Below are 19198 nucleotides of genomic sequence, written 5' to 3' on the forward strand. Positions count from 1 at the left end.
AGGCTTGCCCGTGTCGATCTGGCAGAAATCACAGCGCCGGGTGCACTGGTCGCCACCGATCAGGAAGGTGGCTTCACGGTCTTCCCAGCATTCGTAGATGTTGGGGCAGCCGGCTTCTTCACAGACGGTGTGGAGGCCTTCGCGGCGCACCAGGCCTTTGAGTTCGGTGAACTCCGGACCCATCCGGGCGCGCGTCTTGATCCACGACGGCTTCTTTTCGATGGGAGTCTGGGAATTCCGGACCTCGAGCCGCAACAGCTTGCGGCCATCTGGGGCAGCACTCACACCGTCACCCTACGCCCGCCGGAGCAGTGGTCGCCGCTCACGCGGGGTCGGGGGTGACGCCCGTCAACTTGGTGGTCAGATCCCACAACGCGGCGCCGAGCGATTCGCTCCTCGCGGCGGCCAGCGGGCGCACCTTGACCGGGGCGCCGCGAAGTCCGCCGAGCCCGCGAGGGCCGATGTAATCGCCGCCTTCGGCCTCCGGGGAGGTCGCCGCGAACAGCTGCGGGAGCGTGCCCTGGCGGGCGCTCTGCGCGATGAAGATCTCGCCGATCCGGTTGCCCCCGGCGACGAGCGCGCGCACCACCGGATTGCGGTAGGAACGGGCCATCCCCGAACCGAGTCCGGTCCAGGTGTAGCCGGGATGCGCCGCCACGCTGATGACGTTCTCTCCCGCGGCGCGCAGCCTGCGGTCGAGTTCGAGCGCGAACACCTGATTGGCGAGTTTCGACTGGCCGTAGGCGGAGCCGGGGTTGTACATCCGGCGTTCGAAGTTCGGGTCGGCGACGTCGATGCGCGCGCCTGTCGCCGCGATACTCGACAAGGTGACGACGCGCGCTCCCGAACCGTTGCGCAGTGACGGCATCAGCAGCCAGGTCAGCACCGCGTGCCCGAGATGGTTCGTGCCGAACTGGGTTTCGAAACCGTCCTTGGTGTGGCCGCGCGGGGTCGCCATCACGCCCGCGTTGTTGACCAGGACGTCGAGCTTGCCGCCCGTCAGCTCCTGGACCTTCTTCGCGGCCTCGCGGACCGAGTCGAGGTCGGCGAGATCCAGCCGGACGAGCTCGGGTGCGTCCCCGGTCGCGGCCGCGCGCACCTGCTCCAGCGCCTTGGCGCCACGCTCCGGCGACCGGCAGCCGAGCAGCACGCGGGCCCCCTTGCCCGCGAGCACCTCGGACATCCGCAACCCCAGCCCCGAATTCGCGCCGGTGACGAACACGGTCCGGCCGGTCTGATCCGGGATGTCGGCCTCGGTCCAGCGCGCGTGAGCAGCCATGTCGGTCACCTAACTACATCGTCGGCGGGGCCGCTACGCCGGATCAGGCGCTCGGCGCGAGCAACCGGAGCAGGTGACCCATGGGGCTGCGGCGGCGGGCGGGCTTCGCGTGCCGTCCGTGCCGGAGCAGGGTGGCGAACGCGCTGCCGACCTGGGTGATCTCGTCGACCGGTTCCTTGCCGTCGGCCAGCCCCGCCGTCAGCGCGAGCGTGCGCAGTTCGGCTTCGTGCGACGGGATCAGCGCGGGGCACCGCTCGAGGGCCGCGTCGAGAACGGCGCGGAGGGTCTCGTGTTCGGCGATGGCGCTGTTCCAGGCGCGGGTGACGGCTTCGACGCGGTCGAGCGCGAGGTCCTGGTCGGCGTAGTCCGGATCGGTCATCTCGGCGCGGAGGTGACCGGCGAAAACCTGGTTCCACTTGTACCGGAGCGCGACCAGAAGTTCCTCTTCGGTCGCGAAGTACTTGGTGGCGCCGGGGATTTCTTCGAGTGAGATGGCGTCGGACGGGTGGTGACCCGCCTGGCGCAGTGCGGCTTCGAGGATGTCGCGCCGCTGGTAGAAGTCGTTCCAGCTCATGATGTGGGCTCCCCTCCGTGACCCGGTTCATACCGCAGGTTTGCGGCATACTCCCGGTACGGACCTGACAGCAGCCAACATACCATGAGTATGGAGCGGGACCTGCGGCGTAAAGTTGTGAAGGTGGCGACAATGAGGTCAAGGCGGCTGGACTATTCCGAGTCCACCCGGTCGGCGCTCGTCGAGAGTGCCGTCGAGCTGTTCACCAAACGCGGCTACGCCGGCACGTCTCTCGACGAGATCGCCAAGCGGGCCAGGGTGACGAAAGGCGCGCTGTACCACCATTTCAGTGGGAAGCAGGCGCTGTTCGAGGCCGCCTTCGACACGGTGGAGAGCCAGGTCTTCGACCGGCTCGAAAAGATCATGAACGGCCCGGCCTCGCCGTGGGAGCGCGCGCTCGCGGGATTGCGCGGCTTCCTGCAGAGCTGCCTCGACCCGGCGTACCAGCGCATCGCGATCCACGAGGCGCCGGTGGTGATGGGCTGGGAACGCTGGCGCGAGGCGGAGGAGCGGTGCAGCTTCGGCCTGGTCCGCACCGGGATCCAGTCGCTCATCGAGGTCGGCGAGGTCGACGACGTCCCAGTGGACGTCACCGCGCGGCTGCTGTTCGGCGCGTTGTCGAGCGCGGCGATCGAGATCGCTTCGTCGCCCGAGCCGAAGAAGGTCAGTGCCCAGGTCGAGGAGGTACTGGTGCGGCTGCTCGTCGGCTTCCGCCGTGTCCCGCCCGCCGAGCACGGGAAAGCGAGCTGACCGAGCCCTGGCTAGGGTGGCGGCGTGGACCTCAGGATCTTTACCGAGCCCCAGCAGGGGGCCGCCTACGATGACCTGCTCCGGGTGGCGAAGGCCACCGAGGACGCGGGCTACGACGCCTTCTTCCGCAGCGACCACTACTTGAAGATGGGTTCGGCGACCGGGCTGCCGGGGCCGACCGACGCGTGGATCACCCTCGCGGGTCTCGCCCGTGAGACCAGCCGGGTGCGGCTGGGCACGCTCGTCACCGCCGCCACCTTTCGGCATCCGTCGGTGCTCGCGATCTCGGTCGCGCAGGTGGACCAGATGTCCGGCGGCCGCGTCGAACTCGGCCTGGGTTCGGGCTGGTACGACGACGAGCACACCGCCTACGGCCTCGACCTGCCGCCGATCAAGGAACGTTTCGACCGCTACGCCGAGCAGCTCGCCGTCGTCACCGGGCTGTGGGAGACGCCGGAGGGGGAGACGTTCTCCTTCGACGGCGAGCACTACAAGCTCGTCGACTCGCCCGGCCTGCCCAAGCCGGCGCAGCGGCCCCGGCCGCCGGTGATCATCGGTGGTGGCGGCAAGAAGCGCACCCCGGCGCTCGCCGCCCGCTACGCGGACGAGTTCAACCTGCCGTTCGTCGGCCCGGACTTCGCCGCCGAGCAGTTCGGCCGCGTCGACGCCGCCGCGCGCGAGATCGGCCGCGACCCCAAGGAGATCATCCGGTCGGCCGCGCTCGTCGTCGCCGTGGGGCGTGACGACGCCGAGGTCGCGAAGCGTGCTTCGGTGCTCGGGCGCGAGGTGTCCGAGCTGCGGGAGAACGGGCTCGCGGGGACGCCGTCGGAGGTCGTCGAGAAGGTCGGGCAGTGGCGCGAGAAGACCGGGATCACCCGGCTCTACCTGCAGCTGCTGGACCTTTCGGATCTGGACCAGGTCGAGCTGATCGCTTCCGAGGTCGCTCCTCAGCTGGACTGACGCTTTGCGCGTGAAGGCCCCCTTCCCTCGGCTCAGCCGAGGGAAGGGGGCCTTCACGCGCTTCTAGACGTATTCGACGTCCACACTGGCGATGGAGCCGCCAGGGCTGAACGAGACACCCGAAGGGTTGCCGTTCACCGCCGGGTAGCCCTCTTCCCGGGTGCAGTGCACCCGGCAGTACTGGACGACGACCTTGTAGGTCCCGCTCGGACAGAAGCCCGCGGCCCAGGTCGAGCCGTTGGTCTCGGTCCAGCAGCCCGGTGGCACCGCCGAGGCGACGCCGGGGGTGGCCAGCAGTCCGCCGACGGCGGCCGCGACCACCGCCGCATACGCGATTCTGCGCATGATTCCTCCCAGTGGGGCCGCGGCGCTTCCGCGGCCCTACTGGGAGCTTGGCACAGGAATCAGCTCTGCAGAGCGAAAGTGACGCCGGGGGCGGCCGGGGCTTCGGGGCGCGGCAGCCAGCGCTCGTCGCTCACCGCCAGCTCGCCTTCCAACGCCGCGAGGACGGCTTCCCGCGCCATCGGCAGCACCGACGCGACGGTGACCTCGCGGTCGAGCTCGTAGGAAAGCGACGTCACGCCCGCGTCCCGGATGCCGCACGGGACGATCTTGTCGAAGGCGCCGAGGTCGGCGTTGCAGTTCAGCTCGAAACCGTGCATGGTCACGCCGCGCTGGACGCGGATGCCGATCGCGGCGATCTTCCGCTCCGGGCCGCGGTCGTCTGCGGGGATCCAGACGCCGCTGCGGCCCTCGACCCGGCCGGTGTGCACGCCGAGCTGGTCGCAGACGGTGATCAGGGCCTCTTCGAGACGGCGCACGTAGTGCACGACGTCGATCGGGTCGGCGAGTTTGACGATCGGGTACCCGACCAGCTGGCCGGGCCCGTGCCAGGTGATCTTGCCGCCGCGGTCGACGTCGATCACCGGGGTGCCGTCGGTCGGCCTGTCCTCGGCTTCGGTGCGCTTGCCCGCCGTGTACACCGACGGGTGTTCCAGCAGGAGCATGGTGTCGGGACCCTCGCCGTCGGCACGGGCTGTCACGTGGCGGCGCTGGAGTTCCCAGGCTTCGGTGTAGTCGATCGTCCCGATCTCGCGGACGTCGACGGGCTCGGTGGCGGCACGGCATGACGTGGTCGAAGAGCTCACGTCAGCGACACTACGCCGGGTCTTTCGGCAGGGGGAGCAGGCCCAGCCAGGCCGCCGAAATCAGGCCGACGCCACCCACCGCGAGTACGGATCCCGCGGTGTCGGTCAGCCAGTGCACGCCCAGCACGATGCGGCAGAGGGCGCCGAGCACCGTCGCGGCGACGGCGATCGTGATCGCCAGGCGCGCGAGACGCGGCCGGGTCCACGCGCACAGCAGCACCGCGACGAATCCCGTGCACGCGACGGCGACGACGTGCCCGCTCGGGTAACTCAGATCGGGGAATTCGCGTGGCCGTTCCCGGTAGAAGGCCGGTTTCGCGATCAGGCTGGTCATGCGGCACGACAGCAGGACGACGGCCAGTTTGACGCACAGGACGGTCAGGTCCCGGCGGCGCCAGGCGATCACCACCAGCACGGCGCCCAGCGCGAACGGCAGCACCGGGCCGAGGACGTGCGTGACCAGGCCCGCCACCTGCCCGGCGGGCCGGGTGTACTGGTCGCGGAACGCGTCGGCGAGGGCGACGTCCACCGGCGGTGGCCGTTCGTCGACGGACAGCCCGAGTGTGACGAAGCCGACCAGCAGCAGGATCCCGGCGAGGGTGTACAGCCCGCGCTGCAAGGTCATGTCGCGGCGGCCAGCGCGTCCTCGAGGGTCGGATGGCGGAAGGAGTATCCCGCCTCCTCCAGCGCACGCGGCATGGCGCGCTGCCCGAACAGCGCCATCTCCTCCGCCGCCTGCCCGAGGGCGATCTTCATGGCGAACCCGGGAACCTGCCAGATCGCCGGCCGGTGCACGGCGCGGCCCAGTGCCTTCGTGAAGGCGGCGTTCGTGGCGGGCTGTGGCCCGGAGAGATTCACCGCGCCCGACAGCGATTCGTTCTCCAGCGCGAAAACGATCGCGCCGACCTCGTCGTCGAGCGAGATCCAGGGCATGTACTGCTTGCCGTCCCCGAGTTTCCCGCCGAGCCCCAACCGGAACAGCGGCCGCAGGACGTCGAGGAGCCCACCGTCGCGTGCGAGCACCAGCCCGGTGCGGATGCGCACTACGCGGGCTCCGGCGGTGGCCGCGGACTCGGTGGCGCCTTCCCACGCGGTGCAGAGCTCGGCGAGGAAACCGCGGCCCACCGGGCTCGTTTCGTCCACAAGGGACGGACCGGGATCGCCGTAGTAGCCCACGGCGGAAGCGTTGACCAGCACCGGGATCCCGTGTTCGGCGACGGCTTCCGCGAGGACCTCGGTCGGTTCGACCCGGCTGTCGAGGAGCACCTGCTTGCGGGCCGCGCTCCAGCGTCCGGGCAGCAGCGGCGCGCCCGCGAGGTTCACGACCGCGTCGACGCCGTCGAGCGCGCCGTCGGCGATCTCGCCCGCGGGGGGATCCCAGCGGCGTTCGTCGGCGGCCCGCTCCTCCCGGCGGACGAGGCGGACGACCTCGTGCCCGGAACGGCGTAACCGGGTCGTCAGGGCGCTGCCGATCAGTCCGCTCGCGCCCGCGATCAGAACTCGCATGATCCGATCGTGTCCTATCCGCGATCCGGTCGCACGCTCAGGTTCTTCAGCTGCCCGGCGACGTCCGACGCGGCGGTCAGCAGCACCAGCACCGGGATCGTCGCGGTGGGACGAAGCCGGTAACTGCCGCGCTTGTCCTGCTCGACGATCCCGGCGCCGGTCAGCGCCTTGAGATGGTGGTAAAGCTGGCCGGGCGACCCGAGATCGGCGGCCTCCTGCAGGGCGGGCGCGGTCTGCGCGCCCTTCTCGGCCAGCGTCCGCACCAGTGCCACCCGCGCCGTGCTGGACAGGGCCGCGAGCACCTCGACCCGCGGCCCGTCCTCGAATCCCAGCATCGGACCGGGTGTGATGGTGATCGCCCAGCTCAGCTCGAGGGGCTCGGTCAGCTCGCCGTGGTAGCCGACGATCCCGCCGGGACTCACCGCCTGCTCGGCCTCGTGCTCGCCGTGCCGTCCTTCGAGCGCGGCGACCCGGGCTTCGAGGGCGGCGATCCGGTCGGCGAGCTCAGCGTCCATACCGGCTATCTATACCTGCGCCTCAGCGGAGCGCTCGTTCCAGGGCGGCGAAGCGCGCCGGATCGGACAATGCCGCGAGCAAGACGTCGAGGAGCACGGGGGCGTTCGCGATGTCCTGATCGCTGACGCCGGTGAACAGGATGGCCGCGGTACCCGAACGCCCGCCGGGCCAGCGGACGGAAAGTCCCGTGGTCAGCGAGCGCGGCAGGCTTCCGCCCTTGAAGAGCACTTCGCTCGCTCCGGCGGGCACGCGGTCCGCGAGCGGTTTCGCGAGGATCTCGCGCGCGGTCGGGTACAGCCCGTTCGCGATAGCGCGGTGCAGCGCGAACAGATCCGCCGCCGAGCCCTGGCCGTGTCCCTTGATCCACGGCCATTGGGTGTCGGGGGTGCTTGGCATGTCCGGCCAGCGCCTGAGCGCTTCGGCGCGGAACGCCCGATCGCGGACGAAGCGGCGCGCGACCGCGTCACCCATCGCCCGGCGGACCGCGACGGGGCTACCGGGCGGGGGCGCGTACTCCGGCATGATCAGCATCAGGACCTCGCCGCCGAGCGAACGGGTGTCCGGCCGGAACCAGCCGCCCCGCGCCGCGGCGCGCTGGAGGGCCGGGTCGCCGAGGCGGGTGCGGAGATAGTCCGTGGCGGCGTTGTCGCTGAAGAAGATCATCGCTTCGGCGAGCCTCGCCAGGGGGACGCGCTGCTCGGGGTCCTTGGCGACGCCGTAGTCGTCGCAGGGGACACCCAGCCGGTTGAGCGCCAGGAAGTGCGCGCGGCCATCGCCTACGAACGGGTGGTGGGCGTCCCAGTCGCCCATCCGGATCTGTTCCTTCGGATCGAGCCTGCCTTCGGCGACCGCGACGGCGTACGCGCTGAGATGCACGACCTTGATCGACGAGGCCATGACGCGCCGGACGTCGGGGTTGCGCGCGGCCCGGTGGCCGGCGCCGTCGTCGATCAGGACGGAGACGTCGTGCCGGTGCGCGGCGATCCAGTCGAGCCAGCCCTGTCCGGTCGTCGTGTCCGGCTGGGCCGCGCTCGCGGTCCCCGGCAGCAGCAGCGCGGCCGATCCCGCGGCGGCACCCGCCAGCAGATGGCGTCTGGTCAGCATGGTCAACACCCTCCCTCTTGTTTTCCGTAATTCCGGAATACTAGAGTTCACGGTGGCTGTCAAACTCCCGCATTTCGTCCTCTGGATGCGGTAGTTCGTCATGCCAACGACCGCATTCAGAGGACGGAATGCGGGAGGGGAGAGGGGAGGGAAAGGCGAAGGCCCCCGCCCCGCCGAAGCGGGACGAGGGCCTTCACGGACCACCGGAGGATCAGAGACCGAGCTCGTCCTCGAAGTTGCCCTCTTCCAGACGCTGCTTGATCGTCGTGACGAAGCGGCCCGCGTCGGCCCCGTCCACCAGGCGGTGGTCGTAGGTCAGCGGCAGGAACGCCATCGACCGGACGGCGATCGTGTCGTTGCCGTCGGCGTCCGCGATCACGACCGGGCGCTTCACGACCGCGCCGGTACCGAGCATGCCGGACTGCGGCTGCACGATGATCGGCGTGTCGAACAGGGCGCCGTTGGAGCCGATGTTCGTGATCGTGAAGGTGCCACCCGACAGCTCGTCCGGCTTGATCTGGCCCGAACGCGCGCGGCCAGCCAGGTCGGCGATGCGGTGCGCGAGACCGGCGAGGCTGAGCTCCCCCGCGTCGTGGATGACCACCGACAGCAGACCCTTTTCGGTGTCCACCGCGATCCCCAGGTGCACCGCACCGTGGTAGGTGATCTCCTTCGTGTCCTCGTTGTAGGACGCGTTGACGTTCGGGTGCTGCTTGAGCGCCTCGACGGTGGCCTTCGCGAAGAACGGCAGGAACGTCAGGTTGACGCCCTCACGCTCCTTGAAGGCCGCCTTCGCCCGCTGGCGGAGCTTGGCGATCTTCGTGACGTCCACCTCGTGGACCTGCGTGAGCTGCGCGGAAACCTGCAGCGACTCGCGGGTCTTCGTGGCGGTGATCTGGCGGATCCGGCTGGCCTTCTGCACGGTGCCGCGCAGAGCCGCGAGCTCCGGCGAAACCGCGGCCTTGCGCGGAGCCGACGGGGCGGCGGCGGCCGGGGCGGCGGCAGCGGGCTGCGCGGCCGGAGCCGGGGCGGCCTTCTGCTTGGCTTCGGCGGCCGCGAGCACGTCCTGCTTGCGGATGCGGCCACCGACGCCGCTGCCGGACAGCGACGACAGGTCGATGCCGTGCTCCGAAGCGAGCTTGCGGACCAGCGGCGTCACGTACGGCGCGTTGTCCGAGCCGTTGTCGCTGCTCGCCGCCGGCTTCGGCGCCTCGGCCTTGGGGGCCGGAGCGGCCTGCGGAGCCGGGGCGGGCTTCGGCGCGGGAGCCGCTTCGGCCTTGGGCTCGGGCTTCGGTTCCGGTTTGGGCTCCGGCTTCGGCTCGGGCTTGGGTTCCGGCTTCGGCTCGGCCTTCGGGGCCGGGGCGGAACCGGCGGCACCGATCACCGCGAGCACACCGCCGACCTCGACGGTCTCGTCCTCGCCGGCGCGGATCTCCAGCACGGTGCCGGCGACCGGGGACGGGACCTCGGTGTCGACCTTGTCCGTGGAGATCTCGAGCAGCGGCTCGTCGACCTCGACGCTCTCGCCGACCTGCTTGAGCCACCGGGTGACGGTGCCCTCGGTGACGCTCTCGCCCAGCTCGGGCAGCTTCACCTCGGTACCTTCGCCGCCCGAAGCCGGCGCGGTGTCCGGCTGGGACGGCGCGGAGGCCTCTTCCTTCGCGGGCTCGGGTTCCGGCTCGGGCTGCGCCTCTTCGGCGGCCGGCTCGGCCGAACCGGAGGACTCCGGCACGCCGCCGGTCCCGTCGTCGATGACGGCGAGCTCGCCGCCGACCTCGACGGTCTCGTCTTCCTGCGCGCTGATCTTCACGACCTTGCCGGCGACCGGGGACGGGACCTCGGTGTCGACCTTGTCCGTGGAGATCTCGAGCAACGGCTCGTCGACCTCGACGGTGTCGCCCTCCTGCTTCAACCACCGGGTGACGGTGCCCTCGGTGACGCTCTCACCGAGCTCCGGCAACGTGACGGAGTAGGCCATCGTTCGCTGACTCCCTTGATATGTCTTGCTTGGTCTGGTTCTTCGACGGTGAGACGTCAGCTGTGGACGTGCAGCGGCTTGCCCGCCAGGGCGAGGAACGCTTCACCGAGGGCCTCGGTCTGCGTGGGGTGCGCGTGGATGAGCGGGGCGACGTCCTCGGGGAAGGCCTCCCAGCTGTAGATCAGCTGCGCTTCGCCGATCAGCTCGCCGACGCGGTCGCCCACCATGTGCACGCCGACGACCGGGCCGTCCGGAGCCTTGATCAGCTTGACCCCACCGGAGGTCTTGAGGATCTGGCTCTTGCCGTTGCCGCCGAGGTCGTAGGTGAAGGTGGTGACGTCGGAGCCGTACTTCTCCTTCGCCTGCGACTCGGTCAGGCCGACCGAAGCGACCTCGGGGTGCGAGTAGGTGACGCGCGGGATGCCGCTCTCGTCGATCACGCGCGGCTCCTGGCCGGCGATCTCTTCCGCGACGAAGATGCCCTGCTGGAACCCGCGGTGCGCGAGCTGCAGGCCGGGGACGATGTCACCGACGGCGTAGACGTTCGGCAGGTTGGTGCGCAGGCGGTCGTCGGTGAGGACGAAGCCGCGCTCCATCTTCACGCCTGCCTCCTCGTACCCGTGCCCGGCCGAGTTCGGGCCGCGGCCCACGGCGACCAGGAGCAGGTCGGCTTCGAGCGTCTCGCCGGACTCCAGCGACACGCTGACGCCGTTGTCGTCCTGCTTGGCGCCGGTGAACCGAACGCCGGTCTTGAAGGCGATCTTGCGACGGCGGAAAGCGCGCTCGAGCTGCTTGGACGCGTACTCGTCCTCGTTCGGGACCAGGCGGGGCAGCGCCTCCACGATGGTGACGTCGACGCCGAAGGACGCCCAGACGGACGCGAATTCGACACCGATGACACCACCGCCGAGGACGATGGCCTTCTTCGGGATGTAGTCCAGCGAAAGCGCCTGCTCGCTGGCGATGATGCGCCCGCCCAGCTCCAGGCCCGGCAGCGTCCTCGAGTACGAACCGGTGGCGAGGATGACGTTCTTGCCGGTGTAGCGGGTGCCGTCGACCTCGACGGTCGTGCCGCCGACGAACGTCCCGGTGCCCTCGACGAGGTTCACCTTGTGCGCCTTGGCCAGGCCCTGGAGGCCCTTGTACAGGCGCGAGATGATCCCGTCCTTGTACTTGTTGACGCCGGCGATGTCGATGCCTTCCAGCACGGCCTTCACACCGAAGGTCTCGGCGTCACGGGTCTCGTCGGCGACCTCCGCCGCGTGCAGGAGGGCCTTGGTCGGGATGCAGCCTCGGTGGAGGCACGTCCCGCCAAGCTTGTCCTTTTCGATCAGGGTGACGGAAAGGCCCAGCTCGGCCGCGCGGAACGCGGCGGCGTAGCCGCCCGATCCGCCACCCAGGATCACAAGGTCGGCGGAGGTGTCGGTCACTTCAATAACTCCTCGGCAAGCGGTAGGGGTGGTGCTCTGGCGCCGCTCCGCGCGGTATACGCGCGCGCGGACACTTGCCATCTTGTCACTACGTGTGGAGAGGCTGCGACCTAGGCCGCGTGCTGTGACCCACGGGACACGGTCCACGCGGACCGCCACGCTGAGCACACGCCCGCGTCGGGATAATGGACATCGGACGCGAATGGGAAGTGAGGTGGTCGGAGTGGGTCTGTTCGACTCGCTGCGCCGGCGCTCTAAGGGCGGGCAAAAGCCCGGTACGCTGCGGAAAGCCTCTTCAAACGACTTCAAGCATCTTGAGGACTGGGCGTCGTCACGGACCGGTGTCGAGGCGTACGTGGAGCCGAAGACCAACGTCACCGAGACCACCGTCGTCCTGATCGCCCATGACGGTGAGTGGACCCGGCGCCGGATCGAGAGCCTGGACGCGGCGCAGCAGTTCGGTCACAAACGGTCGATCCCCGTGTACGAGGTGGCGCGGGTCGGCTACCCGAAGCGGATGCGGGAGTACACCGAGCGGAAGAAGCGCGGCGAAGCCTGAGGCGGGGTCAGAGGTCGATCTCGCCGACGTGCTGTCCGTCGTGGACGGTGCCGGTGTCGCGGAAGCCGAGCCGGAGGTAGAACGCCTCCGGACTGTGCTCGCCAGGAACCCAGAGGGTCGTCGCCCGCCGATGGCCACGGCGCCGAGCCTCGTCGAGGACGGCCTCGACGGCGAATCGGCCGTAGCCCTTGCCTTGCCGTCCCGCCGCGACGTTGAGCCGCCAGAGCCCGCAGCGGAAGTAGTCGATCGGGCAGTCCGGATCGAACGCGCCCATCACGAATCCGGCCGGTTCCCCGTCGGCGAGGATCAACCGCGGCCAGGCGACTTCGGGCTGCGCGTAGGCCTCGGCGAGTGACCGGACCACTGGGGCCACGTAGGACTCCTGATGTGGTTCGACGGCGATCGCGCAGGCGGCGCCGACGTTGTCCCGGGTGATCTTCGTGAGCGTGAGTGCGGTCATGGTCGCGAAGCTAACGACGCGCTTCCGCGGATTTCACGCAGATTGCGCCAAAAGGAGCAAGTGCCGCTCCAGCAGCGCCCGGAACGTCGGATGCACCGTCGTGCCCAGCGCCGGGTCGATCTCGACCGTCCGCCACTGCTCGCCGGCGGACGTCAGCAGCACGACGGCCGGATCCGAGATCACCACGACACCGCCTTCCGCGCGCAGTTCCGCCGTCCCGAGCAGTCGGGGGAAGACGACGTCCGCGGGTAGGCCGTCGCAGGTCAGGAGGAATTCGCGGTAGTCGTCGGGCAGCCGGAGCCCGAGCCGCGCCTCGGCCGCGTCGATGGTGCGGAGCGACGCCGCCGGGGGAGCGGTGCCTCCGCCGCGCAGCCGGAGGATGCCCCCGATCATTTCGCGCCACGAGCCGGTGTCGGGCGGGTAGCGCTCGTACAGGGCCGCGACCAGCGCCCCGGCGCAGAGTTCCGTCCAGTCGCCGAGCCCGAGCGGGTCCGCGCCGGCGGCGAGTCGCGGCGCGAGACGTCGGGTCGCGGCGAGCACGGCGACGTCGGGGCGGCCCTGTCGCGACGCGATCTCGGCCCAGCCGTCCAGGTCGCCTCGCGCGATGGCCTCACGCAACCGATCCGGCCGCGACGGCCCGAGATGCGACACGGCCTCGCCGATCGGGGAGCCGCCGAGCAGACCGTCGAGATCGGACACGCGCCGGGCGAGGTAGTCGTCGTGGGCGCGTTCCTCGGCGTCGAGATCGAGCGGGATCATCGCCGCGGCCCAGTTCGGGTGTGCTCCCCGCGCTTCGAAGAGCATCGCCCACGCGCGGGCTTGCACGGCACCGGGGATCAGCGTCGTGACGGGTCGTTCGGTGAGCGCGTGCCAGTGCGTGACCAGCCGGTCCGCGTCCGCCATCGCCCCGGACGCGGCGAACAGCAGTGCCGCGTGCGCGATCCGGTCGTCGAGCGTCGCGTCGTCCCCGCTGAGCACGTCCCTGATCGCGCCTTCGAGATACGCGTCCCTGTCCACGGCACCGACCTTGCCATAAAGCGCGTGAAGGCCCCCTTCCCTCTGCTGCGCCGAGGGAAGGGGGCCTTCACGCGCGAAAAGGATCAGCCGTTCGCGGCGATGTCCGCGAGGACGGCGGCGATGGTGCGGACCGGGACGCCGGTGCCGCCCTTGCCGGTGTAGCCCCACGCGCCGCCGGTGTTGAACGACGGGCCCGCGATGTCGATGTGCGCCCAGGGCAGGCCCTCGGTGACGAACTCGCGCAGGAAGATGCCCGCCGCGAGCATGCCGCCCCAGCGGTGCCCGGTGACGTTGGCCAGGTCGGCGAGACGCGAGTCGAGGTCGGCGCGCAGCTCTTCCGGCAGCGGCATGGCCCAGCCGCCCTCACCGGTGGCCTGCGCGATCGAAGCGATCCGGTCGCGGAACTCGTCCGAGCCCATGACGCCCGCGGTGCGGTTGCCGAGCGCGACGACCTGCGCGCCGGTCAGCGTCGAGGTCTCGATCAGGTAGTCGGGGTTCTCCTCGCCCGCGCGCACGATCGCGTCGGCCAGCACGAGACGGCCTTCGGCGTCGGTGTTGAGTACCTCGACGGTCTTGCCGCCGTACATGCTTAGCACGTCGCCCGGCCGGTACGAGGTGGCCGAAGGCAGGTTCTCCGCCAGCGGGATGTGCGCGACGACCTCGAGCGGGTACTTCAGCTTCGCGGCCAGCACCACGGAGGCGAGCACGGCGGCCGCGCCCGACATGTCCGAGGTCATGTGGTCCATGTTCGCGGCGGGCTTGATCGAGATGCCGCCCGAGTCGAAGGTGATGCCCTTGCCGACCAGCGCGACCTTCTTCGACGCCTTCGCGGGCTTGTAGGCGATGCGCAGCAGGCGCGGCTGCCGCGACGAACCGCCGCCGACGCCGAGGATGCCGCCGAAGCCCTTGCGCTTCAACGCCTTCTCGTCGAGGACCTCGAAGTCGAGGTTGTTCGCCTCGGCCAGCGTCTTCGCGCGGTCGGCGAAGGAGGCCGGGAACAGGTCGTTCGGCGGGGTGTTGATCAGGTCGCGGGCGATGATGACCGACTCCGCGATCAGGCCGGCGGCCTTCAGCGTCGCCTTGTGGTCCTTGGCGGTGCCCTCTTCGGGGCTGACGAAGTCGACCTTCGCGACCGGGCCGTCGCCCTTCTCGGAGCGGTACTCGGTGAAGTTGTAGGCGCCGAGCACGGTGCCCTCGACGGCGGCCTGCAGATCGATCGCCGACAGCGTGACGAACGCGCGGTCGGTCCCGCTCAGCGCCCGCGCGGCGGCACCGGCGGCCCGGCGGACCTGCTCGGCGGTGACACCGTCCGCGCCCGCCTTGCCGAGGCCGACGGCCAGCACGACACCGGCGGACAGCTTGCCCAGCGTCGGTACCTTGACGACCTCGTCGGCCTTGCCGGAGGCGCCGAGGGTGCCGAGGACCTCGGCGAGCTTGCCGTCGAAAGCGGCGTCGGCGACGGAGGAGCCGGCGGCGAGCGCCAGGCCGTCTTCACCCTGCAGGGTGCCGATGACGACGACGTCGGCGCGCGTCTTGGCAAGCGCCGCTTCGGCGTTCTCGGTCAGGGCAAGCTTCGGCACGGTCACTTCTGGCTCCTCGCGCGTTCGCGGTGGTACCGGGCGGCCGCCCGGTTGGATCGTGAGCCATGCTAATGACAGTGGGACCTGGGGGAACAGCGGGGCCGAGCAGGTGACTGGACGAACTGGAAGGGCGACGGCGTGCGACTGGCTGGCGGTCTGCTCATCGCCCTGGCGGTGGGCACCTCTGGAGCGGACTACTGGGTACTCGCCGCGGTCGTCGTCGCGGCTGTCCTCGCCGTCGCGGCGGAGGCGTTGCTGCCGGCATTGGGTGACACCCGGCCCGAGCGGATCGCGGGCTGCGTTTCACGGTTGGGCCTGGTCCTGGTCTTCGCGACGACGTTCGGGCAGTACCTCTTCCCGTCCGCGCCGGGAGCCGCCGCCGCGGCGTTCGCGGTCGTGGTGACCGTCGCCGACCTGGCCGGAGTCCGTCTCGGCGACTACGCCGCCCGCTGGGTCACCGGGCTGTCGCTGGCCGCCGCCGCGTCGCTGATCGCGATCTGCGTGGGCATCCCGCCGTTGGCGCAGTTCATCGCGCCGGATCCGCCGTCGGTACCCGGTCTCGGCCTCGCCGTGCTGGTCCTGCTGCCGTTCCTCCTGCCCCGCCGCCACGGCGCGGGCCGGGCGGCCGCCGTGGGCGCGGTGGCCGTCGCGATCACGGCCGTCGCCCTCTACCAGCTGGGACCGATCCGGCTGGGGCTTTCGGCGACCTCGTTCCGCGAGCTCCTCGCCGCGGCCGACGCGGTCTCGCTGCTGCCGGTGCTGACCGTGGTGGCCGCCGTGGCGACCGTGCCCGTCGCGGTCGACGCCTTCACCGAGGGCAGGGAACGGCTTTCCCCGGAACGTCCGAAGGCGACACTCGCTTGTGGACTGATCGTGGCCGTCGCCGCCTTCTTCGCTGGGCCGGTCGTGGCCCTCGCGCTCGCGGGAGTGGGAACGCTCGCCGAACTGGTTCTGCGGGTCCGCGCCCGTCGGTACCGTTCGGAGAGTGACCGTTCAAGGCGTGCATGATCCTCTCTGGACCCCGGGCGACACGGTCGTCGAACGTTTCCTGCGACCGGACGGCTCGATCGGCCAGCACCATCCGCTGCGCGTCATCGCCGACGACGGCACCGTGCTGCTCGGCTGGCTGCCCGCGGACACCCCGATCGTCGGCAGCAGGCTCGCCGACGGACGGCTTTTCCGTGAAGCGCCCTTGGAAGAGCGGTTCCGGGTGCCGAGGGTGCGCGTGGCCGATTTCTGGCGCGACACGTCGACGCTGCGCCGCATCGCCGACGACGAATGGTCGTCGGTCTGGTGGTTCTTCGACGCCGACGGCCACTTCCTGAACTGGTACGTCAACCTCGAGGTCCCGCTGGGGCGCACGCCGTCCGGTCCCGACCGGATCGACGGCATCCTCGACGTCGCCGTGGAACCTGGCGGACGCTGGCAGTGGAAGGACGAGGACGAGGCCGAGGAGGCCGTCCTCGCGGGCCGCATCACCGCGGGTCAGCTCGAACGCCTGCGCGCCGAGGGCGAGCGGATCGGGGCACTCGCGGACGCCGGGGCGTTTCCCTTCGACGGGACGTGGACCGACTTCCGGCCCGACCCGGACTGGCCCGCGCCCGGCCTCCCCGACGGGTTGCTCTAGCTCACCTGCAACAGCAGGAGCAGCACCAGCACGACGTTGATCACCGTGAGGACGACCACCGACTTGGTGGACAGCTCGCGCGGGAACACCTTGCCGTGGATGTGCTTCCACCAGAAGATGCCGAAGAAACCGGCGATCAGGCCGAGGAACGCGCCGAAGCCGCTGTCGAGCAGGGCCCAGCCGTCCATCATCAGCACGCCGGTGCCGAAGGTGAGCAGCACGGCCGTCACGAAGGTCTTGACGTCGGCCCCCTTGCCGGGAACGGCGGGAGCGGCCGGGTGAGCGGGCTGCATCTGGTTGTACGTCACGCCGCCATCCTAGGGGCGCGACCCCTCCCGTGTTCGTCGTGACGGACAGATCGAGGGAGGTAAAGATATGCGGACGTCCGACTAACGTGGGTCCGACCAAGCGTTATCGTCTTGGGTATGACGACCTCGACGCAGTTCAGCCACCTCCCGCACCCGAGCCCCGCGAGCCCGGAACGCGTCGCGGACGTATTGGCCGCACCCGGTTTCGGGTTGCACTTCACCGACCACATGGTGACCGTGAAATGGAGCGCCGAGCAGGGCTGGCACGACGCGACCGTCGGGCCGTACGCGCCCTTGTCGCTCGACCCGGCCACCTCCGTGCTGCACTACGGCCAGGCGATCTTCGAAGGCCTCAAAGCGTACCGCCAGCCCGACGGCACGATCGCGGCGTTCCGCCCCGACGCGAACGCGATCCGCTTCCGTAACTCGGCCGAGCGCCTCGCCATGCCGCAGCTGCCGGTGGAGACCTTCCTCGACTCGATCCGCGAGCTGATCGCGGTCGACAGCCGCTGGGTCCCGACGAAGCCGGGCGAGTCGCTGTACCTGCGGCCGTTCATGATCTCCACCGAGGCCGGGCTCGGCGTCAACCGGCCCGCGAACGAGTACCTCTACGCGCTGATCGGCTCGCCCGCCGGCTCGTACTTCTCCGGTGGTGTGAAGCCGGTGAGCGTGTGGCTCTCGACCGAGTACGTGCGCGCCGTCCCCGGCGGCACCGGCGAGGCGAAATGCGCGGGCAACTACGCGGCGTCCTTCGTGGCGCAGGCGCAGGCCGTGGAGAAGGGTTGCGACCAGGTCGTGTGGCTCGACGCGGTCGAGCGGCGCTGGGTCGAGGAGATGGGCGGGATGAACCTGTTCTTCGTCTTCGGCTCCGGCGACGAGGCCCGCGTCGTGACGCCGGAACTGACCGGTTCGCTGCTCCCGGGCGTGACCCGCAAGTCGCTGCTGGAGCTGGCGAAGTCGTTCGGGCACCAGGTCGAGGAGCGCCGCGTCTCCACCGACGAGTGGGAGAAGGCGGCGGCTTCGGGCGAGCTGACCGAGGTGTTCGCCTGCGGGACCGCGGCGGTCATCACGCCGGTCGGGCACGTGAAGCACGCGGGCGGCGAGTTCTCCGTCGCGGGCGGGCAGCCCGGCGAGCTGACGATGAAGCTGCGCGGCGCGCTGACCGGGATCCAGGAGGGCACCCGCCCGGCTCCGGAAGGCTGGATGTACCCGCTGGGCTGAGCCCAAGTCCGTGAAGGCCTCCTTCCCTACCTTGAGCGTAGGGAAGGAGGCCTTCACGGACTTTCGCATTTAGAGGACTAAATGCGGGCGGGGTCAGGTGGCGGGGGTCTCGATCAGGGGGCCGCTGACGCCGGCCTGCTCGTGTGTGGCCATCTCCGCGAGCACCCGCGTCGCCATGAACACCAGCGGCAGGGCCGCGACGGCGCCCGTTCCCTCGCCGAGGCGGACGTCCAGGTCCAGGATCGGCTCCAGGTCGAGGTGCTCCAGTGCCAGCGCGTGCGCGGGTTCGCCGCCGCGCTGGCCCGCGGTCCACCACTGCCGCGCGCCGGGGACGAGTTCCTCGGCGACCAGCGCGGCCGCGGAGGCGACCAGGCCGTCCAGGATCACCGGCGTCTTCCGCAGCGAGGCCTGCGCGAGAAAGCCCGCCATCGCGGCGATGTCCGCGCCGCCGGCGGTGCGCAGCAGCGCGACCGGGTCGGCCAGCACGGTCCTCGCCCGCCGCAGCGCGTCACGGACCGCCGCGGCCTTGCGCATCCAGGCGTTGTCGTCGATACCGGAACCACGGCCGACGACGGCCACCGGTTCGCTGCCGGTCAGCGCCGCGACCAGCACCGAGGCCGGGGTGCTGTTCCCGATCCCGAGGTCGCCCGCGATGAGCAGGTCGGCCCCGCCGTCGACCTCGGCGTCGGCGATCGCCCGGCCCGCGCGGACGGCGGCACGCGCCTCTTCGTCGGTCAGCGCGTCTTCGACGTCGATCGAGCCGGATCCGCGCCGCACCTTGAACTCGCCGATCGACCGCGTCGCGGGGGCGTCGCTGTCGACGGCCATGTCGACGACCCGGACGCTCGCGCCCGCCGAGGCGGCCAGGACGTTGATGGCCGCGCCGCCGGTCAGCATGCTTCCGACGAGTTGCGCGGTGACCTCACCCGGATAAGCCGAGACGCCCTTCGCGGCGACACCGTGGTCACCGGCGAACACCACGACCCGCGGCCGCGTGAACGGCCGCGGCGGCGACTGGCCCTGGCAGGCCGCGACCCAAACGCCCAGCTCTTCGAGCCTGCCCAGCGAACCGGCCGGTTTGATCAGTTTCGTGTGCAGGGCGATCGCCGCCGAACGCGCGTGTTCATCAGGCTGCTCGACTTCGGCGAACTCGAGGTTTTCGTCGTCCAACGCCCTGCCCC

At 70.5% G+C, this 19198-nt stretch carries 21 protein-coding genes and 1 pseudogene; 6 read left to right on the plus strand and 16 right to left on the minus strand.

What is annotated here, in order from left to right; all coding sequences use genetic code 11:
* The 3 genes and pseudogenes from AB8M46_RS38700 to AB8M46_RS38710 all read right to left on the minus strand — a co-directional run.
* Positions 1 to 285 (minus strand): annotated as a pseudogene (locus AB8M46_RS38700) (lipoyl synthase); the annotation flags it as partial.
* A 37-nt stretch (positions 286 to 322) separates the two neighbouring features.
* The gene (locus AB8M46_RS38705; RefSeq protein ID WP_394363401.1) at positions 323 to 1279 is read right to left on the minus strand and encodes an oxidoreductase; all 957 of its coding nucleotides are present in this window, start codon (positions 1277 to 1279) and stop codon (positions 323 to 325) included.
* Positions 1280 to 1322: 43 nt separating this feature from the next.
* Complete coding sequence (locus tag AB8M46_RS38710) at positions 1323 to 1853, minus strand: hypothetical protein (RefSeq protein WP_378429261.1); 531 nt, start codon at positions 1851 to 1853, stop codon at positions 1323 to 1325.
* Between the two features lie 132 nt (positions 1854 to 1985).
* Here AB8M46_RS38710 and AB8M46_RS38715 point away from each other — a divergent pair, with 132 nt between their 5' ends.
* Both AB8M46_RS38715 and AB8M46_RS38720 read left to right on the plus strand, forming a co-directional pair.
* Positions 1986 to 2603: a TetR/AcrR family transcriptional regulator gene (locus tag AB8M46_RS38715; RefSeq protein WP_016336085.1), complete on the plus strand. Its 618-nt coding sequence runs from the start codon at positions 1986 to 1988 to the stop codon at positions 2601 to 2603.
* Positions 2604 to 2627: 24 nt separating this feature from the next.
* Positions 2628 to 3563, plus strand: a complete 936-nt coding sequence (locus AB8M46_RS38720; protein WP_394363402.1) for an LLM class F420-dependent oxidoreductase — start codon at positions 2628 to 2630, stop codon at positions 3561 to 3563.
* A 63-nt stretch (positions 3564 to 3626) separates the two neighbouring features.
* Here AB8M46_RS38720 and AB8M46_RS38725 read toward each other — a convergent pair whose 3' ends face one another.
* The 8 genes from AB8M46_RS38725 to lpdA all read right to left on the minus strand — a co-directional run bounded on the left by AB8M46_RS38725 (position 3627) and on the right by lpdA (position 11245).
* Positions 3627 to 3908 carry a hypothetical protein gene (locus AB8M46_RS38725; RefSeq protein ID WP_378428889.1) on the minus strand — a complete coding sequence of 94 codons (282 nt, stop codon included), beginning with the start codon at positions 3906 to 3908 and terminating at the stop codon, positions 3627 to 3629.
* Between the two features lie 59 nt (positions 3909 to 3967).
* Positions 3968 to 4711 (minus strand): lipoyl(octanoyl) transferase LipB, encoded by a 744-nt coding sequence (gene lipB, locus AB8M46_RS38730; RefSeq protein ID WP_037344680.1) that lies wholly within the window; start codon positions 4709 to 4711, stop codon positions 3968 to 3970.
* Positions 4712 to 4721: 10 nt separating this feature from the next.
* Complete coding sequence (locus tag AB8M46_RS38735; RefSeq protein WP_394363403.1) at positions 4722 to 5336, minus strand: phosphatase PAP2 family protein; 615 nt, start codon at positions 5334 to 5336, stop codon at positions 4722 to 4724.
* The gene (locus AB8M46_RS38740; protein ID WP_394363404.1) at positions 5333 to 6217 is read right to left on the minus strand and encodes a TIGR01777 family oxidoreductase; all 885 of its coding nucleotides are present in this window, start codon (positions 6215 to 6217) and stop codon (positions 5333 to 5335) included. The genes AB8M46_RS38735 and AB8M46_RS38740 overlap by 4 nt, the downstream gene beginning before the upstream one ends.
* A gap of 14 nt (positions 6218 to 6231) precedes the next feature.
* Complete coding sequence (locus AB8M46_RS38745) at positions 6232 to 6732, minus strand: helix-turn-helix transcriptional regulator (RefSeq protein ID WP_037344687.1); 501 nt, start codon at positions 6730 to 6732, stop codon at positions 6232 to 6234.
* A 22-nt stretch (positions 6733 to 6754) separates the two neighbouring features.
* Entirely contained in the window at positions 6755 to 7837 is a 1083-nt protein-coding gene (locus AB8M46_RS38750; RefSeq protein WP_394363405.1) for a serine hydrolase, read from the minus strand.
* A 211-nt stretch (positions 7838 to 8048) separates the two neighbouring features.
* Positions 8049 to 9815, minus strand: coding sequence for a 2-oxoglutarate dehydrogenase, E2 component, dihydrolipoamide succinyltransferase (gene sucB, locus AB8M46_RS38755; RefSeq protein WP_394363406.1), 1767 nt, complete (start codon positions 9813 to 9815; stop codon positions 8049 to 8051).
* 56 nt (positions 9816 to 9871) lie between these two features.
* Positions 9872 to 11245, minus strand: a complete 1374-nt coding sequence (gene lpdA / locus AB8M46_RS38760; protein WP_037344695.1) for a dihydrolipoyl dehydrogenase — start codon at positions 11243 to 11245, stop codon at positions 9872 to 9874.
* A 214-nt stretch (positions 11246 to 11459) separates the two neighbouring features.
* Here lpdA and AB8M46_RS38765 point away from each other — a divergent pair, with 214 nt between their 5' ends.
* Positions 11460 to 11804, plus strand: a complete 345-nt coding sequence (locus AB8M46_RS38765; RefSeq protein WP_037345665.1) for a hypothetical protein — start codon at positions 11460 to 11462, stop codon at positions 11802 to 11804.
* A 7-nt stretch (positions 11805 to 11811) separates the two neighbouring features.
* On the opposite strand, the gene AB8M46_RS38770 is transcribed toward AB8M46_RS38765, so the two are convergent.
* The 3 genes from AB8M46_RS38770 to AB8M46_RS38780 form a co-directional block, all read right to left on the minus strand.
* Positions 11812 to 12264 carry a GNAT family N-acetyltransferase gene (locus tag AB8M46_RS38770; RefSeq protein ID WP_394363407.1) on the minus strand — a complete coding sequence of 151 codons (453 nt, stop codon included), beginning with the start codon at positions 12262 to 12264 and terminating at the stop codon, positions 11812 to 11814.
* 33 nt (positions 12265 to 12297) lie between these two features.
* Positions 12298 to 13281: an SMI1/KNR4 family protein gene (locus AB8M46_RS38775; RefSeq protein ID WP_394363408.1), complete on the minus strand. Its 984-nt coding sequence runs from the start codon at positions 13279 to 13281 to the stop codon at positions 12298 to 12300.
* Positions 13282 to 13364: 83 nt separating this feature from the next.
* On the minus strand, positions 13365 to 14867 hold the full coding sequence (locus tag AB8M46_RS38780; RefSeq protein ID WP_037344699.1) for a leucyl aminopeptidase: 1503 nt from the start codon (positions 14865 to 14867) through the stop codon (positions 13365 to 13367).
* Between the two features lie 132 nt (positions 14868 to 14999).
* Here AB8M46_RS38780 and AB8M46_RS38785 point away from each other — a divergent pair, with 132 nt between their 5' ends.
* Positions 15000 to 15869 carry a hypothetical protein gene (locus AB8M46_RS38785; RefSeq protein ID WP_394363409.1) on the plus strand — a complete coding sequence of 290 codons (870 nt, stop codon included), beginning with the start codon at positions 15000 to 15002 and terminating at the stop codon, positions 15867 to 15869.
* Positions 15862 to 16488, plus strand: coding sequence for a DUF402 domain-containing protein (locus AB8M46_RS38790; RefSeq protein WP_125735350.1), 627 nt, complete (start codon positions 15862 to 15864; stop codon positions 16486 to 16488). Before AB8M46_RS38785 ends, AB8M46_RS38790 begins: the two co-directional genes overlap by 8 nt.
* Here AB8M46_RS38790 and AB8M46_RS38795 read toward each other — a convergent pair.
* Positions 16485 to 16796 (minus strand): hypothetical protein, encoded by a 312-nt coding sequence (locus tag AB8M46_RS38795; protein ID WP_037344702.1) that lies wholly within the window; start codon positions 16794 to 16796, stop codon positions 16485 to 16487. The genes AB8M46_RS38790 and AB8M46_RS38795 overlap by 4 nt on opposite strands.
* A gap of 117 nt (positions 16797 to 16913) precedes the next feature.
* On the opposite strand from AB8M46_RS38795, the gene AB8M46_RS38800 reads away from it, so the two are divergent.
* A complete protein-coding gene (locus AB8M46_RS38800; protein ID WP_037344703.1) occupies positions 16914 to 18017 on the plus strand; it encodes a branched-chain amino acid aminotransferase in 1104 nt (367 codons plus the stop codon).
* Between the two features lie 93 nt (positions 18018 to 18110).
* Here the strand turns inward: AB8M46_RS38800 and cobT are convergent, their stop codons facing one another.
* On the minus strand, positions 18111 to 19187 hold the full coding sequence (gene cobT, locus AB8M46_RS38805) for a nicotinate-nucleotide--dimethylbenzimidazole phosphoribosyltransferase (RefSeq protein WP_037344704.1): 1077 nt from the start codon (positions 19185 to 19187) through the stop codon (positions 18111 to 18113).
* Between the last annotated feature and the right edge of the window lie 11 nt (positions 19188 to 19198).

The organism is Amycolatopsis sp. SB7-3, from assembly GCF_041021335.1.
Lineage (GTDB): Bacteria > Actinomycetota > Actinomycetes > Mycobacteriales > Pseudonocardiaceae > Amycolatopsis > Amycolatopsis japonica.

What these genes read in the sequence shown, in the direction of transcription:
- AB8M46_RS38800 (WP_037344703.1), top strand. Translation starts at nt 16,914, where the DNA reads ATGACGACCTCGACGCAGTTCAGCCACCTCCCGCACCCGAGCCCCGCG.
- AB8M46_RS38725 (WP_378428889.1), bottom strand. Translation starts at nt 3,908, where the DNA reads ATGCGCAGAATCGCGTATGCGGCGGTGGTCGCGGCCGCCGTCGGCGGA.
- AB8M46_RS38745 (WP_037344687.1), bottom strand. Translation starts at nt 6,732, where the DNA reads ATGGACGCTGAGCTCGCCGACCGGATCGCCGCCCTCGAAGCCCGGGTC.
- AB8M46_RS38715 (WP_016336085.1), top strand. Translation starts at nt 1,986, where the DNA reads ATGAGGTCAAGGCGGCTGGACTATTCCGAGTCCACCCGGTCGGCGCTC.
- AB8M46_RS38710 (WP_378429261.1), bottom strand. Translation starts at nt 1,853, where the DNA reads ATGAGCTGGAACGACTTCTACCAGCGGCGCGACATCCTCGAAGCCGCA.
- AB8M46_RS38735 (WP_394363403.1), bottom strand. Translation starts at nt 5,336, where the DNA reads ATGACCTTGCAGCGCGGGCTGTACACCCTCGCCGGGATCCTGCTGCTG.
- AB8M46_RS38705 (WP_394363401.1), bottom strand. Translation starts at nt 1,279, where the DNA reads ATGGCTGCTCACGCGCGCTGGACCGAGGCCGACATCCCGGATCAGACC.
- AB8M46_RS38740 (WP_394363404.1), bottom strand. Translation starts at nt 6,217, where the DNA reads ATGCGAGTTCTGATCGCGGGCGCGAGCGGACTGATCGGCAGCGCCCTG.
- sucB (WP_394363406.1), bottom strand. Translation starts at nt 9,815, where the DNA reads ATGGCCTACTCCGTCACGTTGCCGGAGCTCGGTGAGAGCGTCACCGAG.
- AB8M46_RS38770 (WP_394363407.1), bottom strand. Translation starts at nt 12,264, where the DNA reads ATGACCGCACTCACGCTCACGAAGATCACCCGGGACAACGTCGGCGCC.
- AB8M46_RS38750 (WP_394363405.1), bottom strand. Translation starts at nt 7,837, where the DNA reads ATGCTGACCAGACGCCATCTGCTGGCGGGTGCCGCCGCGGGATCGGCC.